Annotated in this window: 19 protein-coding genes and 1 pseudogene; 12 read left to right on the top strand and 8 right to left on the bottom strand. The window is 54.0% G+C overall.

Annotated features, from left to right (window positions below; all coding sequences use genetic code 11):
* Positions 1-54: 54 nt before the first annotated feature.
* Positions 55-345, top strand: coding sequence for a hypothetical protein (locus YA0848_RS10560; protein WP_198731293.1), 291 nt, complete (start codon positions 55-57; stop codon positions 343-345).
* A gap of 145 nt (positions 346-490) precedes the next feature.
* Here YA0848_RS10560 and YA0848_RS10555 read toward each other — a convergent pair whose 3' ends face one another.
* A complete protein-coding gene (locus YA0848_RS10555) occupies positions 491-1,024 on the bottom strand; it encodes a hypothetical protein (RefSeq protein ID WP_198731292.1) in 534 nt (177 codons plus the stop codon).
* A gap of 5 nt (positions 1,025-1,029) precedes the next feature.
* The gene (locus YA0848_RS10550; RefSeq protein ID WP_198731291.1) at positions 1,030-1,299 is read right to left on the bottom strand and encodes a hypothetical protein; all 270 of its coding nucleotides are present in this window, start codon (positions 1,297-1,299) and stop codon (positions 1,030-1,032) included.
* Between the two features lie 195 nt (positions 1,300-1,494).
* Here YA0848_RS10550 and YA0848_RS10545 point away from each other — a divergent pair, with 195 nt between their 5' ends.
* Complete coding sequence (locus tag YA0848_RS10545; protein ID WP_232925089.1) at positions 1,495-1,719, top strand: hypothetical protein; 225 nt, start codon at positions 1,495-1,497, stop codon at positions 1,717-1,719.
* Between the two features lie 200 nt (positions 1,720-1,919).
* The gene (locus tag YA0848_RS10540; protein WP_198731290.1) at positions 1,920-2,726 is read left to right on the top strand and encodes a hypothetical protein; all 807 of its coding nucleotides are present in this window, start codon (positions 1,920-1,922) and stop codon (positions 2,724-2,726) included.
* A gap of 667 nt (positions 2,727-3,393) precedes the next feature.
* Here YA0848_RS10540 and mvaT read toward each other — a convergent pair.
* Positions 3,394-3,762 (bottom strand): histone-like nucleoid-structuring protein MvaT, encoded by a 369-nt coding sequence (mvaT, locus tag YA0848_RS10535; protein ID WP_198731289.1) that lies wholly within the window; start codon positions 3,760-3,762, stop codon positions 3,394-3,396.
* 57 nt (positions 3,763-3,819) lie between these two features.
* A complete protein-coding gene (locus tag YA0848_RS10530; RefSeq protein WP_198731288.1) occupies positions 3,820-4,488 on the bottom strand; it encodes a hypothetical protein in 669 nt (222 codons plus the stop codon).
* A 139-nt stretch (positions 4,489-4,627) separates the two neighbouring features.
* Here YA0848_RS10530 and YA0848_RS10525 point away from each other — a divergent pair, with 139 nt between their 5' ends.
* Both YA0848_RS10525 and YA0848_RS10520 read left to right on the top strand, forming a co-directional pair.
* Positions 4,628-5,488 carry a SprT-like domain-containing protein gene (locus YA0848_RS10525; protein WP_198731287.1) on the top strand — a complete coding sequence of 287 codons (861 nt, stop codon included), beginning with the start codon at positions 4,628-4,630 and terminating at the stop codon, positions 5,486-5,488.
* A gap of 290 nt (positions 5,489-5,778) precedes the next feature.
* Positions 5,779-6,348 (top strand): hypothetical protein, encoded by a 570-nt coding sequence (locus tag YA0848_RS10520; RefSeq protein WP_198731286.1) that lies wholly within the window; start codon positions 5,779-5,781, stop codon positions 6,346-6,348.
* Positions 6,349-6,789: 441 nt separating this feature from the next.
* Here the strand turns inward: YA0848_RS10520 and YA0848_RS10515 are convergent, their stop codons facing one another.
* The gene (locus tag YA0848_RS10515; protein ID WP_198731285.1) at positions 6,790-7,776 is read right to left on the bottom strand and encodes a hypothetical protein; all 987 of its coding nucleotides are present in this window, start codon (positions 7,774-7,776) and stop codon (positions 6,790-6,792) included.
* A 62-nt stretch (positions 7,777-7,838) separates the two neighbouring features.
* On the opposite strand from YA0848_RS10515, the gene YA0848_RS10510 reads away from it, so the two are divergent.
* Together YA0848_RS10510 and YA0848_RS10505 are read left to right on the top strand one after the other, a co-directional pair.
* Positions 7,839-8,750 (top strand): hypothetical protein, encoded by a 912-nt coding sequence (locus YA0848_RS10510; protein WP_198731284.1) that lies wholly within the window; start codon positions 7,839-7,841, stop codon positions 8,748-8,750.
* 206 nt (positions 8,751-8,956) lie between these two features.
* Complete coding sequence (locus YA0848_RS10505) at positions 8,957-9,271, top strand: hypothetical protein (RefSeq protein ID WP_198731283.1); 315 nt, start codon at positions 8,957-8,959, stop codon at positions 9,269-9,271.
* A 336-nt stretch (positions 9,272-9,607) separates the two neighbouring features.
* Here YA0848_RS10505 and YA0848_RS10500 read toward each other — a convergent pair.
* Positions 9,608-10,695, bottom strand: a protein-coding gene (locus YA0848_RS10500) for an IS3 family transposase (RefSeq protein ID WP_198731282.1) whose coding sequence is annotated in 2 segments (ribosomal slippage) — positions 9,608-10,443 and positions 10,443-10,695 — 1,089 coding nt in all. Because the reading frame shifts where the segments join, the coding sequence is not laid out codon by codon here.
* 168 nt (positions 10,696-10,863) lie between these two features.
* On the opposite strand from YA0848_RS10500, the gene YA0848_RS10495 reads away from it, so the two are divergent.
* Both YA0848_RS10495 and YA0848_RS10490 read left to right on the top strand, forming a co-directional pair.
* Positions 10,864-12,036, top strand: a complete 1,173-nt coding sequence (locus tag YA0848_RS10495; RefSeq protein ID WP_198731281.1) for a hypothetical protein — start codon at positions 10,864-10,866, stop codon at positions 12,034-12,036.
* A gap of 64 nt (positions 12,037-12,100) precedes the next feature.
* Positions 12,101-12,583 (top strand): thermonuclease family protein, encoded by a 483-nt coding sequence (locus YA0848_RS10490; RefSeq protein ID WP_198731280.1) that lies wholly within the window; start codon positions 12,101-12,103, stop codon positions 12,581-12,583.
* 48 nt (positions 12,584-12,631) lie between these two features.
* On the opposite strand, the gene YA0848_RS35975 is transcribed toward YA0848_RS10490, so the two are convergent.
* Positions 12,632-12,823 carry a DNA translocase FtsK gene (locus tag YA0848_RS35975; protein ID WP_269837040.1) on the bottom strand — a complete coding sequence of 64 codons (192 nt, stop codon included), beginning with the start codon at positions 12,821-12,823 and terminating at the stop codon, positions 12,632-12,634.
* A gap of 60 nt (positions 12,824-12,883) precedes the next feature.
* Positions 12,884-13,807 (bottom strand): annotated as a pseudogene (locus YA0848_RS10485) (recombination-associated protein RdgC); the annotation flags it as partial.
* A gap of 217 nt (positions 13,808-14,024) precedes the next feature.
* On the opposite strand from YA0848_RS10485, the gene YA0848_RS10480 reads away from it, so the two are divergent.
* From YA0848_RS10480 to YA0848_RS10470, 3 genes are all read left to right on the top strand, one after another.
* On the top strand, positions 14,025-14,429 hold the full coding sequence (locus tag YA0848_RS10480) for a TraR/DksA family transcriptional regulator (protein WP_198731279.1): 405 nt from the start codon (positions 14,025-14,027) through the stop codon (positions 14,427-14,429).
* A gap of 107 nt (positions 14,430-14,536) precedes the next feature.
* Positions 14,537-15,190, top strand: a complete 654-nt coding sequence (locus YA0848_RS10475; protein WP_198731278.1) for a hypothetical protein — start codon at positions 14,537-14,539, stop codon at positions 15,188-15,190.
* Between the two features lie 41 nt (positions 15,191-15,231).
* The gene (locus YA0848_RS10470; protein ID WP_198731277.1) at positions 15,232-15,807 is read left to right on the top strand and encodes a hypothetical protein; all 576 of its coding nucleotides are present in this window, start codon (positions 15,232-15,234) and stop codon (positions 15,805-15,807) included.
* Positions 15,808-15,809 lie beyond the last annotated feature (2 nt).

Below are 15,809 nucleotides of genomic sequence, written 5' to 3'. Positions count from 1 at the left end.
TCAGCTACAACCGAAACCCAGGACACATGAAGATGGGTGCAGGAGGAGTTTCCCATGCAACGTATTCAGGCTCTGTTATTCGGTTTAACTGCAGCTTTACCTTTCACTGCATTCGCAGACCCGGCAGCCAGTGATGCGCTAGTCGCCCGCTTTGCTTCAATCGCGCTCCCAATAGCAAAGGGGGCTGTGCTTGAGGACTATAAGGGCTGTTTCTGGTGGGTTCGAAATGGAGAGAAGGCGCCTGAAGTTGTCGCCTTAGTTGATGATCAAAAAGGCATACAACTCTGTGTTTCTCAGCGACCAAATTCGCTTGGTCCAGATTTAATTGGCGGGGATCGGGAGTGAGCTCGGCTAGAGCTGCTGTCGTGGAATGAAGCTGCGGGGGTTGTATTCATTTTCGCCTGGTCCTGGTCGAACTCTTGCCGATGCGGCAAGCACGAACCTAGTTTCCAGTAGTTCTGAAATATGCAACCCCTAGGTGCGGCGCGGGCTAGAAGCCAAAGAAGCGCTTTATTGAACCCAGGATCGAGTCGCTAGCGTGTTGGTCTGAGTGGGTTTCCAATGCTGTTGCGCTACGGTATGTCCGGATCAGAACCCCATCCCTGGCGAGCATTCTATAAACGCACATATTGGCCTCTGGAGTCGGTTTATCCAGTTGATAGCCATAGTGAGTGCTGATGAACTTTGCGACGGCAGCGCTTCTTGATTTACCTGCCTGGCAATTAACTACGATCGGTTGTCGCAGATCGAAGATGGCCGCGATCCTCTGGCGCATGACCTCTGCCCGGTCCTCCAGAAAGTAGTCCCTAAACCTCGTCTCAAAGTCGCCGCCATCCCCTCCAAACAGAGCAATCGTGTCCTCGTCGAAGCCGGCGTCGATGAAGTAGTGGTAGCTGACGCTTGCCCATCTGCTTTCGTCTATTGCTGCTTGGTCCTCTGGGCCGTCTGATATGGAAATCAGATGGTGTCCATCGGAGGGCAAGGCGTCCTCTGCATCCCTTCTGGAAAGGAACGTTACCTGCATCAGCGTTACTTCGAGGAAGCGACTGTAGGAGGGTTGAAGCAGTAGCCGCCGTCGGGGTTGTCCAGGTGAAGAGATGTGCCCGCCAGAATGGCGTCAATGTCGCCAGCTGTCATGGATTTGCTAATCATCTTGCAGCCCTTGCTCGCAATGGCGATCGGATTCACCAAGCCGTGACCGTTGGCGATGATGATCGTGCCGAGGGCAACTGCGCAGGCTAGCCCTGCAATCAGGACGAGCTTCTGTTTATTGAGCCGAGGGAAGGTGGTGGTGTTCATGTCGGGCTACCTGATAAACCATGTGCACCGACTCTATTCCAGCTGAATGGCAACGGGGTTTGGATCCGTCCCATTTCGTGGAACGCGAAAGTCCAATTTCAATGCCTTCCTCAAGATCCTCTATTGGGTGCGGATTGAGGAGTGGGCGAATAATCCCGGCCTTAGGATGTCATGCAGACAAAAAGGAGGTTGGCCGTGTCGGACTACGAAGCGCCTGGGGGTGATGTTGTTGAAGTAATTGGGGTTGAGGACCTCCTCACCTCTCCTGGTACCAGCTACTGGCTGCGAGACGCGATCAGCTCTTCGATGAAGCGAGATCCAGTAGACGCTTTGTCTGATGCCGAGGTTTTGCTTGACGTGCTCCGCCGGCGCCTTTCACTTGTCGAGCTCGAATCCATGAAGCTCTTCAGTAAGCCTTAGGTTCAAGACTCTTCCTGCTGGAGCTGTTGAAGTCGAAGTGCCTTCGTCGAAGGATTTTCTCTTGCCTGTGGGGCTGCATTACCACGGACCCGCGGTCGATTCGTATTTTCCTGTTTTCACGAAATGTGTAAACCTGCTCCCCCTTGCGGTTTTGGAAGCGGTGGTAGCCTCAAGCTACCTTTTGACAAGAGAAGTCAGCGATGTCGGCGACGGAAATTTTGGACACCCAGAGAATTCATTGGGGATTATGGGGGGGTTGGTTTGCAGGCGCTTGGCCGCTCTTCCTGAATGTGCTGCCCTTATACCTGGCTGTGACCTTCAGCTTTGCAGTTCTCTCGGTGGGATTGCTGCTGGTGCTAGGTCAGACGGTATTTCATGTTTTCTCCCTTTCCAGCCCCCTGATCTTCATCGTACTTGCGATATGCATGTCGCGAGCCGGGCTACTGCCTCTCGATAGGATTGTGGGTTGCAGTGTTGGGCAAGGCTCGCCGTGGCGGTCCTGCTTCCACATGGCCACGCCTTTTGCGCTTGTGATTGCCTTGCTGCTGAACACGGTTGCTGTGGCGATCATGCTCAAGGCAGATCTGGCGGCCTGGGGGAGTGGAGCGTTGCCTCGGCTTAGCATTCCAGCCGATCTCTTCACAAGCGAGAAGAAGTATCTTCTTGTCATCCTGTACACGACTGCCATAGAGCAGCAGCTTGGTTTCATGCCGTTCATGGTCATCATGGGAGGCAGGTTTGAGCCTCACTTGGTTGGCCGAATGATGGCAGGGCATTTGACCTGGGCCCAGGCAAAAAACAAGCAGGCGTTGCTCTCCAAGAAAGAGAAATTTGTGCTTGGCCCATTTCGGCTCTTGGTGCTTGGAGGGGTTGCGCTCCAGTTCTCTGCGAAACACATGAACGCCGCAGTCTACCACTATGCGCTTTGGCTTCTGATTGGAAGTATTTTAGGGTGGCTTTTCTATGCCTGCCTGCTGGCCCAGGCGAGTCGAGATATTTCTGACTGAAATTAAAAAACCCGGCCGAAGCCGGGTTTTTTATTGAGCAACTCTTGCGATTGAGTTTTGAAGCAAATGTGAGAGCCTGGCCTGCCCTTTACGGGAGACCCCTGCAATGCAGGGAGGAGGTGGGCTGCTCGTACCTTTCGATCATAAGGTTTACTCGGTGACACAGACCCAACAAGCCATCTCTGCACTGCAGTTGTTATTTCGGAGCAAGCTCCGGAGGCACCGACTGCGGGCCACGCTGATCACTCATACTGATGTGAGCAGGTCATTCGCACATGACACCCTCTATGGCGGGCCACCGTCTGGACGTATCGTATTCATTGTCGCCGGCATAGAAGTGCGCTCGTTTGCTGAACGCTTGCTGCTGGGCGGAGTAGCTTCAATTGCCATCAGCTGTCGAGCAGTCGAGGCACTCATGAGAGCCTGGCTTTCGTTAGTCAACGAAGCGAGGGTGTGAGAAAGGTGTTTTCGTTCGGGATGACCCAAGGAGAGTCGCCACGAGCAGGAAGATTCCTGCAAAAAGATGGGTGCTGGCAAGCAGCTACGGCGTGAGCCGGATCAGAAGAGCTGATGAAAGAGACCGCATCATGCCAGCGGCGAAAGCAGGACGCAACTGCCACCAGAAAAGAAAAACCCCACCGTAGCGGGGTTTTCATGGGCGCTAGGCTTAGATGATTTCTGCCCAGCTTTCGACTGTGTCTGCACCCCACTCGGCCTTCCATTCCTTCAGCGTCTTGTGATTGCCGCCTTTGGTCTCGATGACTTCGTTGCTGTGTGGGTTGGTGTAACGTTTGACTTTCCGGTTGCGTTTACCGCCTGCCGAGGTGACAGCAAGGCGGGGTTTCCGCGCGCTTTCTGGATCCAGGATGGCAATGATGTCGCGGAGAGATTTCCCGTACTGGCCCATGAGCTCGCGGAGCTTTTCGCTGAACTCGAGCTCCTTCTTGAGCTGATCGTTGTTTTCAAGGTTCTTCAAGCGACCTTGAAGCTCCTTAATGGCTTCCTCAGTGGCGCGGTACTCATTGATAAGGGACATGCCTGGCCTCGTTTGGCTTTGTGAGTAAGAAAGATAGTATCAGGGTGGTTTGAAAAATTACAAACCTTGATTCAGCATGGCTTGGCGCCTCCGCTTAAGACGAGCTTGAAGCTTAGAGATCAAGCTTTTCCCAGTGTAATAACGATACTCGTAACCGGACGCAAAAACCGCAAAGCCGACCAGTATCTTCCCGGCTCCGTAGAACAAAATTACCGAAGTAATGTAAACGCCGATTGGCATCGCAGAAAGTATATAGCCGAAGATAAGCATTAAAGAAATATTTGCTTGGAAGCGAGCGCTATCAGTGAGCTGAGGCATATGGTTGGCGGCTCGCGTCCGCGCATAGAGCATGATTAAGCCGGTGATAATCAGGCCTAAGGCAGGAAGCCACAGATTGGTGAGCCCGATAGCTTGGAAGATAAAGGTGGACGGAGATTTTTTAAGTTTTCTCACCTGCGCTTGTTCCTTGCATATACCTTTCCAGATAGAGGCGTGTCTTGCGGTAAGAAAAACTGGAAAGCCAATTCCGAAAACGATCATTAATTGCTTTAACAAGGTGTCAGAGATTCCTTTATTAAAGCCGAAGGCTGTTGCGCCTACTTCAATAAGGGTTGCACCAATCAACCCCCATAGCGCCAGGTGTTTCAGGTTTTTTCTCCAGCCAAAAAAGAGTCCCAGCGCAATGGCATAGCCAATAGTTAACATGAGAAGTAATTTGGGGGTCATATCTGTATTCCAGTTGGTTTCTGAAATCCATTATGAGACTGGAATCAATGCTCATTGAGTCCATCTGATCCTACTGAGGGTACCAATTCCTGACTAGAGGCCGGAGCACTACCTCATCCTTGTAGGGTGAGGAGGGCGTATGGTCGATTTGGTTCGTCAGGCCACGGACAAGGTTCGTGAGTCTTTATGCATCGCGGAAAGGCACTTTTCGAAATCGTTCACACTCGACGACGTGCTTTTCGATCTAGGAGGGAAGGCAGCGGGGCAGTTGGTCTATAGCAGGAAGAGGGCATCCTACAAGATCAGGATCAACCGCAGCCTGCTTCAGAAGGACCCGAATCATGTGATCAATCAGACGATTCCCCATGAGGTCTCACACCTTGTGGCCTTCCAGGTTTATGGGCTAAAGATTGCACCTCATGGACGCGAGTGGCAGTCCGTGATGCGTGATGTGTTTGGGCTGCGCCCTGATAGGTGTCATAGCATCGACACTTCATCAGTCTCTCCGAGACCTTTCGTTTACACCTGCACTTGTCCCAAGCTGTTTCGGTTGTCCAAGCGCATGCATACCAAGCTTGCGACGAAGCGTAGGACCTACAAGTGCAAGCAGTGCTTAGGTCCCTTGGTGTATAGCCACGAAGAAAAGCTTCATGTCGAGTCTCGTGTGATGGAACATTTGCTCGTTGTCTCCAAGGGCCAACCCTTCAGTGCTGAGCATGCGAAAATGCTACGAGATCTCGTGAAGGGATTTTCAGTGGGTAGGGTATCCGTCAGATACGAAGGTGTCCGTGGTAAGGGGATTCGATCCCTGATCTCAGCCCTAAAGCTCGATGAAAGTGTGGTGTCGGCCGAGATGATTGGTGAAAGCTTACCTGGGGCCGTGTCACACGCAGTTTTCTTTGCATGCCCAGGTGACGAGAGATCACTACTGGCGGCGAAAAAACTCCGGGAGCGATCGGCAGTTGTGCGTGTACTGAGGCATCCAGGCTATGAAGGCTGAAGTTGAGCAGGTGCAGGGTAGAAAGCGTAGGCGGCGTGGTGTGCAGCTTGACTTGTTTTCTCCTGTAGATGATGCCGGCAACCTACTGACCTGCAGTGATGGTTCGGCGCGGCTGCAATTTGGGTTGCTGCCGGACACAACCCTGCGGGAGCTAGATGGAGCGGATAGTGGTGTCATGTGCGGTGAGCGTTTTATCGAATCGGGAAACCCTTGGTAGCGGCATAAAAGGGGACTTGCAGTTTTCAGGGCTGTGAGAAGCTTAAGCCGTACTAGTTGCTGAGGCTTTCCCCATGTCTGAACAAGCTATTGATCTCTTTGCTCTATCTAAAGCTGTGCCAACGCTGGATTTGAAGGTCAAAATCGAGGATGAAGGCAAGAAGTTTTTGATGGCTGGCGAAGAGCCAATTTTCCGGTGCCGGTCTAACGATCTCGGAGATGCATACGGCTTGTTGGTTATTGGCGCACTTGCTCTGCTCCCTCAGACTCTGAGTGCGCAGCAAGCCCCCCAAGATTCGGGATCTCCGCTAAGCCTTGATGAGCCTCTCAAGGCTGAAATCACTTCGAGGATTGTTCAGTCGCTGTCACTGCAGTCGGACCTCCGCCAGAAGGCAGAGCTCGCAGGTAAGCTCGTCTACGCGGCTATTGAGCCCTATGTGCGCGGCCCTGCTGCTGACGAAGGCTTTTCGATTACTGAACCAGCAACCTCACAAGCCCCCACTGTTGACGTAATTGGGCTGCGAAGAGATGCAGTGCAGGACTTTGCAAGCTGGCTTTCGGAGGATGGGCGGCTGAACAAGCTTCAGAACGAACAGGACCTGGCTGATCTGTGCGACGAGTGGGACGAATCTAAAAATGCTTGATTCCCAGGCTTCAAGCCAAAGCGTATTGGACGAAGTATTTGTTGAGTCCGTTGAAGAGGCTCGTATGTATACGAAGGTTCTTCTGAGCTCAGCAGCCTCGGACTTTCAGAAATTTTCATCCCAGGCTGTCACTTGCCCAAGGACCGGGCGTAGCTTCTCGGGGCGAGTCGTTTATGGGGAGCGGTCGTACCACAGCGATGCTTCTCCGCGCCCCGTTGTGGGGCAGTATTTGCTTATGGGTGTTGCTGCAATGGGGGAGGTGAGAGCACTTCAAACGCTAGCCATGATTCGAGACGAGCTTAGGGCTTTTTTCGCTCTATCCGCTCCGAGCCGGGCGCTGGAAAATCAGGAAGCTGACGGTTTTAAAGTGACCCTCAAGAACGGAAGTCTTACGGTAACTCTCGAGCGATCGCACGGCGAATCAATGCTGGCGGTAATATCTTAGCCCGGCAGCGCCGGTGTGATCGCGGCCCCCGCGATGGACAGTCCAATGATCGCCAGAACAACGCGCTCCACCGTGCCTAAATGATGTCGGTGAACCTGAACTAATGGCGGAACAGATGAATTCAGAATTTCATCGTGGATGGTTGCGGGAGGTAAAATAGGTGCGTCGCTGGGGCTTGAAGCGATCGTCTCTTTCAGAGCATCTAGTTGGCCCTGCAGGGGCCGCAGGTTAGAGACCTGCTCCGTAAGTTGATCGATCGTTTCTTGTTGGGTCTTTTCCTTCGCCTTCAAAGCCACCACCTCGGCAGCTGTAGAACCATGCCTGTCTAGCTGGCGCTGCAGCTCTTGAACGTGCGCCTCCATGGCTTTAGTCCTTGCCCTGATCTCCTCTTGACCTGCCACTGTTTCGTTAAACAAGGATGCCAGCCGGGAGGCCGGCAGGAATGAGATTTTGTCTGAGTTCCATCGCTCGGTCAGGGAGCTAAAGCGCTGCGCGTTCGCGACCAGGCCGGCAGCCGTTTTGCTGACATGAAAACCATGGTTTTCCAAAATGGCAGCTGCCTTGCGAGATCTAACTTCCCATTTGGTGAACGCTTCTGGTTCGACCGGTTGTGAAGGAAATGGAAGCTCAATGATTCGATAAGAGCCTGGGTCTTCTTTTGTGCGTATCAGCCGAATCAACTGCCCAAGGACATACGGGCCAATCCCTGCGCTGTCCTCGGAGACCTGGATGCCATCCTGGGGGCCGAACAGGATCGATTTAGATTTGTGATCGATGACCGCCCAGGCAGAGTCGATGTCTGTACCGGTGTAAGCGCTCGAGTCGCCGGCGGGGAGGATGGCGACTTTATAGATCGTAGATGTGCCTGATTGCGCGGTGTAGGCGCCGACGGTCCGCGTTTGAGGTTGTGGGCCGGTTGGGGGGTTATCCGGCCTAGGATGTGGGGCGAATAGCTCGAATCTGAATGGCCTCTCTGCGATCATGCTTGCATTCTGAGAAACCCGGTTAATCTGGGTGCACGTCAAAAGCACAGGATCCACATCTCATGAAGCACCTAGTATCAGCAACCTCTGTATTGGCCCTCTCTGGCATTCTCACGGGTTGCAGTTCGCTGCCAATGCCTGACAGCACCGAGTTCACTGAGGCAGGTCGCAGTTATCAGTTTCAAACGACCCAGTCGACCATGCGGTTTGCGAACGCGAGCCCTCTGGAATTGAAGGAAGGTAGCGAAACCACCCGTGTGCTTGCGCTGTTCGGTATGCCCGATTTTCAGGCAGTGAAGCCAGGTGACTTCTCGAATTTCCTTTTCACTACGTCCGAAATGGGAATCACCCAGCATTACATTGCTCCTGCCGTCTCGAAGCGGCCTGAAAAATCTGGTCCAACCAATACCGACTTTTCTGCGGTCAGCGGCAATGCGCTCTCCGGTACCGGATTGGGGGCTGGTGCCGTGGGTGCTGCGGGCGCAGCGTTGATGATCGCCGGCACTGACACCAGTCCAGATCCGCGAACCCTGGTTGGAGCAGCAATTTGCTATCGGGCAGTTTCTGAGCAGCCCGATATCAGAAAAGCCTATGTTGAATGCGTCGATAGTGTTGCGGAGGACCTGGCCAAAGCGCTTGGCCCAGATGCTGTCGTAAAGCAGGGCCAGGATCTAATCACCATTTCCGGCAGTGTCGATGTCCCGACATCTGGAAAACAGCCGGTTTCTCTGCTGGTAGGGCGCATGTATAACCATGCAGCTGAGGGATACGCTCCGCAAGACAAAGGCGCTTTCAAGGCTTACGTGTTTGCCGTCCAGGTAAAGCGATTCGGTGATCTCCAGGCTTCGAAAGCCACCGTTGCTGATATCGGCCAGGCAATCCGCTCAGCGAAGCGGCAGACGATCTCTTACCGGCTCAATGGAAGTGATGACTTCCGCAAGGTGAAGAATGCGGAGCCAGTAGGGGTTTACTGATAGGCCGCAAACTTGAGCGACCGTCCTCCACAGGTGTATTGTGGAGCTTCTTTAGCCCCTCCCATGCGAGAGGGGCTAGGTAGCTGGATCACCAGCATCCTTCTATAGGCCACCTACTGGTGGTCGTCACAGCGACATTCGTCGCGAAACCCAACTGGGACCTATCCCCAGTCGGGGCATGGTCTCAGCCTTATCTGGAGAGAACCATGCAATTCAACAACGCAACCTCTCATCCCTACCTTGCCAGCAAGACAGCTAGCTATGAGGGGTTTTTCGCAACCATGCCTACCACTGCTGAGGGGCCTGCCCTTGGCTCGTTCCTGACCTACCACATCAACCTGGATGAGGTGGGTGAGTTCTATGCAGATGTGCGGGATGCGTATGGAAAGACTGTCTTTGAGATCGACGGCACGGTCGAGAAGCCTTGTGTTATGGCTCATGAACGTGATCTGGATGGGCTCAAGGGTTACCTAGTCCGACTCGGGGTGATGAAAACCAGCCAAGACCTGGTGATGGGGTAGCCTGATGAGAGGTCCTATCGTAGTCAGCCATCAATCCATCGGTGTGGATCAGTACTTCGCAACTGCGGAGCAAGCAGAAACCATTCTGGTGGGACTTCGAAACTATGGCTTCCTGTTGAAGCGCCATGACTTGCAGTCTTGGCGCTATACCTTCGCTGCTTTTGCTGACTGCATTGAGTCCAGTTGTGATTCTGGCTCGCCGCAGACAGTCGAGGTTGTGAGAACGCTGAGGGAAGTTCATCAGCTTCAGCAGGGCAGAGCAAACTTGCAGTAGAGAAAGGCCGGCCCATTTGGGTCGGTAATCCCCCCATTTTTAGTACTCGCCAGAAGTAGTAGTCAGGCCACGAGAGCCAACTTCTGTTTGGGGGTGATGCCTCCCAGGGCCATATTTGGCCGTTCGTGATTGTATGTCCAGATCCATCGCGTAGCGTGTTCTTGTACCTCAGCGATGGACTCGAACAGGTTATGCCCCAGCCAGTCGTAACGCACGGTGCGGTTGTACCGCTCGACGTAGGCGTTCTGTTGCGGATTGCCAGGCTGAATATGCTCCAGGCGGATGCCATGCTTTTCTGCCCACAGCACGAGCTTGCTGCTGATGTACTCCGGGCCGTTGTCACTGCGGATCGATCGGGGTTTGCCACGCCATTCGATCACTTGATCCAGCGCACGAACCACACGTTCTGCCGGCAGTGACAGGTCGATATCCATGGCCAGGGCTTCGCGGTTGAAGTCGTCGATCAGGTTAAACAGACGGAAGCTACGACCGTCGGCCAGTTGGTCGTGCATGAAGTCCATCGACCAGCAGTGGTTGATCGCCTCCGGCACCGCCAGTGGCTCGGGCTTTTCTCGCACGATGCGTTTGCGCGGCTTGATCCGTAGGTTCAGCTCCAGCTCCCGGTAGATCCGGTACACCCGCTTGTGATTCCACCGGTGGCCTTTGACGTTGCGCAGATACAGAAAGCACAGACCAAAACCCCAGTTGCGCTGATTGTGCGTAAGTCGGATCAGATGGTCGGCGATCTCGGCATTCACCGAGGACAACCGTGTTTGATAGCGATAGCAGGTGACGCTAACCCCGAAGGCCTGGCACGCCTGCTTGATGCTGGCTCGACCCGAGCGAACTGCATGCTGCGCCATCTCTCGCCGCCGAGATGGCCTCACCACTTTTTTGCCATCGCTTCCTGGATGATCTCGGCCTTAAGGCGCTCCTCGGCGTACATCTTCTTGAGGCGGCGGTTCTCATCTTCCAGCTCGCGCAGCCGGGCCATCAATGAAGCATCCATGCCGCCGAACTTGGCGCGCCACTTGTAGAAGGTCACCGAGCTGATTCCATGCTCGCGGCAAAGCTCAGGGACTGGGCTGCCGGCTTCGGCCTGCTTGAGGATGGCGATGATCTGGCTGTCCGAAAAACGCGATGTCTTCACGCAAAATTTCCTTGATCCAATTAGGAGAAAATTCTACTTCCGACGAGTACTGATTTCGGGGGGGATTACCGGTCGGCCTTTTCTTTTGCCCCTCAAATGGGTACCAACTGGACTTTGCGAGTGCTTCCTCATGGATAAGATGACGCATCCTCGGCGGACACATCACCCATGTTGAATAGGCACTGGCTGGCTTTATCAATCGCGACAGCACTGGTTAGTGGGCCAGTCGGTGCAGCCGTGGTTTGTGAATTTGAACCTACTCCTGACATGGCCGACTGCAGCCGTTGCTTCAAAACCGACATTGACGGAGCTAGCCTAATCCTTCGGGGAAAGCTTGCTGCGTCCGGCACGGATCCTGAACGTTTTCACCAGATTCGTGTGGGGTCGGTGGTTTATCAGCGAGGTGTCGAGAAGGCCGCATACTCCAAGCGCAATGGAGTAGCAAAGCTTTACGAGGTTTGCTACGAAAATGCGCCCACGGTTAAGGCCTCGAGCATCGTTCTGGAGATGGATCCGGATACTGATATCCAGGAGTTCGAGCTGCGAGTGGATAGGGGTTTACCATCAGCCGAATACGAATTTGCTCTTGTAAGCACACCGACTCCTGCGGAAGGTGCTGCAGGTGTGTTCGGCAATACACTTGTGTTTTCACCTTCGTCCCAATGGTCGGGTAAAACTGTTCTGAGCTACTCCGTGGCGGGGCCTGATGGTCGCGCCAGCACTGGGACGATCACAATCCAGCGGCAGTGGAAGCCTGTTGCAGATCCAGTGGTGAAAGCCGAAGTCGATGTACTCGCCGAGCAGTTGGCGTCTCTTCAAGCCAGTCTTGAGAGCCTCCAGCTACAGCTAACTGAAGAGGTGCAGTTAGGTTCTGAAAGCCTCGAGCAGATAAAGCTCCTGGAGGAGGCTTTGGCTGAGCGTTACAGGGCTGTTGCTGATCTCGATCGCCAAATCGCTGAGGCCGAAGCGTTACTTCTGAAAAGACGTAATGCGAGCTACATCGCTCGGCTGGAAAGACTCTTTGGTGTGACTCTTGCGCAGGTGGAGTCAGCGTCAGCAGTGCGCCCGCATGCGCTTGACCTGCTGGCACGCGCTGTAACCCCTCTATGGCTGCCAAGCGGCACCCCACTGCAGAGATCTCAAACCACTTTTCTCGTCCCGTACTTTGGCTCACCTGTCCCTTTCAGAAGATCCTTCGATCTTCAACCTGGTGGCGTCTTGGATAAGAGCAGGAAGCGTAGGCTAAGGGCGCAGCGTGATCAGGATCAGCCTGTAAGGCGCAGGCTGACTAAGCGCGACAAAAAGTTGGCCAAAAGAGCCCGAAAGAAAAAGGCCCCATAGAGTTACCCGTTTGGCTCATGCATCTCAAAACTTTCAAATTCGCCAATCTGCTGGAGGGACATCTATGCGCAGTGTTTTGATCGCCACGGGCCTCTGTTTCGTGTTGGTCGCCCCGTTCGCAACTGCTGAAGAAATAAGCTGCATGGTCGTCGGCATAAGTGATGGAGACACCTTCACCTGCTTAACCAGTGCAAAGCGCCAGGTCAAGGTGCGGCTGGCCGAGCTCGACACGCCAGAATCAAAGCAACCTTATGGAACTCGAGCGCGACAAGCGCTAAGTCAAATTGCGTTCGGAAAAGATGTGACCTTGAAGGTGAAGAACACTGATCGATATGGACGGACCGTAGCGCGGGCATTTGTTGGTGATGAGGATATTAACGCCCACCTCGTCAGCAGCGGTGCAGCTTGGGTGTACCGCCAGTACAGCAAGGATCGCGGCTTGCTGGCGCTGGAGAGTGCGGCACGGGAGGCGCGGGTTGGATTGTGGGCATTGCCTGAGTCGGAGCGCATGCCTCCATGGGAGTGGCGGCGGGCGGCCCGAAAGTAGAGCCAAAGGGCCAGAAGAGAAGGGGGCTGGGGTAGCCCCCTTGTACTGCTAAGCCGCAGCGCCTGCAGGTGCGAGGACGGTACGAGCACCCTGCTGGTTCATTGCAGAGACCACCCCTTTGGCCTCCAAGCTCTCAACAAGGCGAGCGGCCTGGTTGTATCCGATTTTAAACTTGCGCTGGATTGCGGAAATTGACGCTCGCTGGGTATCAACGACAAACTGCTCAGCCGCTCGAATCAACTCCTCTTCGGCCGTTTCGACTGGCTGGATCTTGTCGGCTGCATCATCAATCGAAGTATGTACTTCTTCCCCGCCAAGCGCCTCGAACAGATTCGGCAGGAAATTACGCAGTGTGAGAATCGACATCACGAATGTCGCGCTGTACTGAGATACCGAGTCATCGCCACCGTCTTTGCTTGCTTGATCGAGCAGGAGATCCTCAAGGCGAAACGCCTTAATCTGCATGTTGTCCATCAGGGTGAAACTGAGCTTGTCCTCAAAAGCCAGGCTGAGTTTCGTCACCATCTTCCCGGCTCGAATATGGTTGAGAACCTCTTCACTGCTGAGGTCCTCGTTGGTGAAGCGAGCGACTGAGACTTCGTCAGCAATGGTTCGCATCTCACAGTCACTGAGGATGAAGAAGCCGTTAGTTGTCTGCTGGTTTTTGAGCCAATCGGTGAGTGTTGCCGAAGGCGATATCTTCACCGAAACCGGTCGAACGGGGAGGCTGCCGATGGCCTCCCGGAGAGTGCTCAGTAGTGCTTCGGCTTGTTTGTGGGTGTTGGCGTCGACATACACCAGGTTGGCTTTCAGATCGATAGCCGCGTACGTAGTTGATCGCTTGGAAAGCGCCTTCGGCAAATACTCCAATAGCACTTCGTCTTTGATCTGATCCTTCTCTTTACGGTAGACCTTGCGCAACTGACTTTTCTCGATTTCGGTTACCTTGTCCTTCACTTTTTGGTTGATGGCAGCCGAGGGAAGGATTTTCGTTTCGGTCATGAGGCACAGCAGGACGCAGTTTTCAGCCCACAGGCTAAGAGCAGGCGTTTCGCTGGTCTCTTCGGCCTTATTAGACGGCAATGCACTTACGAATCCTAAGGTGCTGGCTTCTTGGCTCTCGCAGGGACGAAAGCCTTTAGTGGCCAAGGCTTTCTCGAGCGCATCCTGGTCTAGTTGAAGGGGTTGGGTCAGCCGATAGGCGATGAGGTTCTTGAACTGCATGATGGCTCCTTGATGCAGATGATGGTTGGGGTTCCTCCTATCATTCATGGATTGCTGGATATGCAAGTCACCAATCTGTACCGGTATTACGGAAGCAGTTGGTACCGCCGGAGGGGGCAAACATCCCTCTGGCCTGCAGCTGTTCCGTAGATACTGAACTCAAGGGGAAGGCACTGGACCAGGCCCCATGTGTTCTATTTCCGGGCTGGGAGGGTGTATGACGAAGGAAGAGTTGCTCGCGATGCCGGCGGACGACTACATGAATGACGTGCAATTGGCGTTCTTCCGTAACCTGCTGCTGGCGCGGCTCGATGAGCTGCATGTTCACTACCGCGATGGCAAGGTTCAGCTTGAATCGCTTGAGAATGCTGCAGACCCAGCAGATCAAGCCGGTGTGGAGGAACAGCGCATGTTTCTGGGTCGCTCGCTGCAGCGTGATGCAGCGGCTATACAGGAGGTCAAGGTAGCTCTGAACGAGATGGAGTCTTCGTACGGATTCTCGGTGCTCACCGGTGAACCGATCGGCCTGGAGCGGCTGCTTGTGTGTCCAACCGCGATGTACACCGTCGATGAACAGAACCGGCGTGAGCGGCATCAGCTTCATCTTGCACGTACGGCTTAACACCAGCTTTGTATTTTGGCCCGGATTATTCCGGGCCTTTTGCTATAGGGGTTGCACTTTTCAAGGTTCTGTCAGGCTGGTGTTGTTCAGCTTGCGAGCCTACCGAGATGAAATACGGATCTGAGTACGACAAACGAATGCTTCGTGTCTGTGGACATGGAGATGCCTACAGCTTCGCCTACACCAATCAAAAGCAGCGCCTACAGCAGGAGCTTCAGGCAGGGCGTACCCTGTGTGAGGATTGCAAGGCAGAGATCAGAACGGTGCTTGATCTCTGCGCCCTTGGGCAAGTATCTGACCCACTGAGTTTATCAAGAGCTCAGCGGCTTCCAGATTTGCTGGGCACGCCTTCGCAAGTGAAGTTCGGGTTAGGCGTTCGAGCCAAGCTCGCAAGCAAGCTTTTCTGCGTTATGGCTGCTTCTGAGCAGTCAGATACTGCCATTCCAAAGGCAGTGCACTATGCCATCAGGCTTCTGTTTTCGATTCAGAGCTCGAAATACTGGCTAGACCATCGCGAAGAGTTTGGTACAGCTGCGTGGCTCATTCGCGAGTGCGAAATTCTGCTCAGGACAACCGACACACTTTGTGGGCCTCTTCCGGACGCATCTCCCTATGCGTACTGGCTGAAGAAGGATCAGCGTGTGGCTACTTCTGCGCGTACTAATTCGAGAGCATCCGCAAAATCCGCACGATGGTCTGGAGTTCATTCAGCTAACGTACCCCATCTCCGGGACAAACTTGCGATTTCCGCCAACATTTAATGGGTAGATTAGAGCCTCAAACTATGGCGATGAGACTCGTTGTGAACGCTAATTTCCGTCCAGGTTATTCGGTGTTTCTGATGCTGCGTAAGGAAGCTCGTGCCGCCTACGCACGCTACCTGGCCTCCAAGGCGGCTTTGCGCCGAGTTGAGCGCAAGCTCGGCAAGCTCGATGCGATCGGTGCTGGCCGTGGACTGCCCAGAAGAGATGTTTTTCAGTACAACTCATACGTCCGCGAGGCAAGGCTGCTTTCTGAGCAGCTTGAGTCTCTTTGCGAGATTCTGGGCCGGTATGGGCAACGGCTGGAGGATGAGATGAGGGCATTGTCATCTCGCACACCGATCTTGACGAAGCTCTCCTTAATTGGCGCTTCTTCAAGTTTGGTCAGTCAATACGAAGGTACTTCGCCTGAACTTTGCGACTTGGTGCTCCGAGATCGCCTCGAAGATACTTCGGGGGGAGCCGACTGCGGTCCCGTCTTGGCTTGTTTGCTTGCATCCCGCGGCGAGCTTTTGGAGACGCGCAGTCTTCCTCGCCAGGCATTCCAGATGCATCACTTCGACCACCTCGAAGGAATGCCTGGTTGCCTGAAAGCAGTAGCGGGAAGAGACTTCTAACT

It is taken from the genome of Pseudomonas sp. S4_EA_1b (assembly GCF_016307435.1).
Classification (GTDB): Bacteria; Pseudomonadota; Gammaproteobacteria; order Pseudomonadales; family Pseudomonadaceae; genus Aquipseudomonas; species Aquipseudomonas rhodesiae.
Note: the sequence above shows the minus strand (reverse complement) of the source record. Positions and strands in the feature narration are given on the sequence as shown.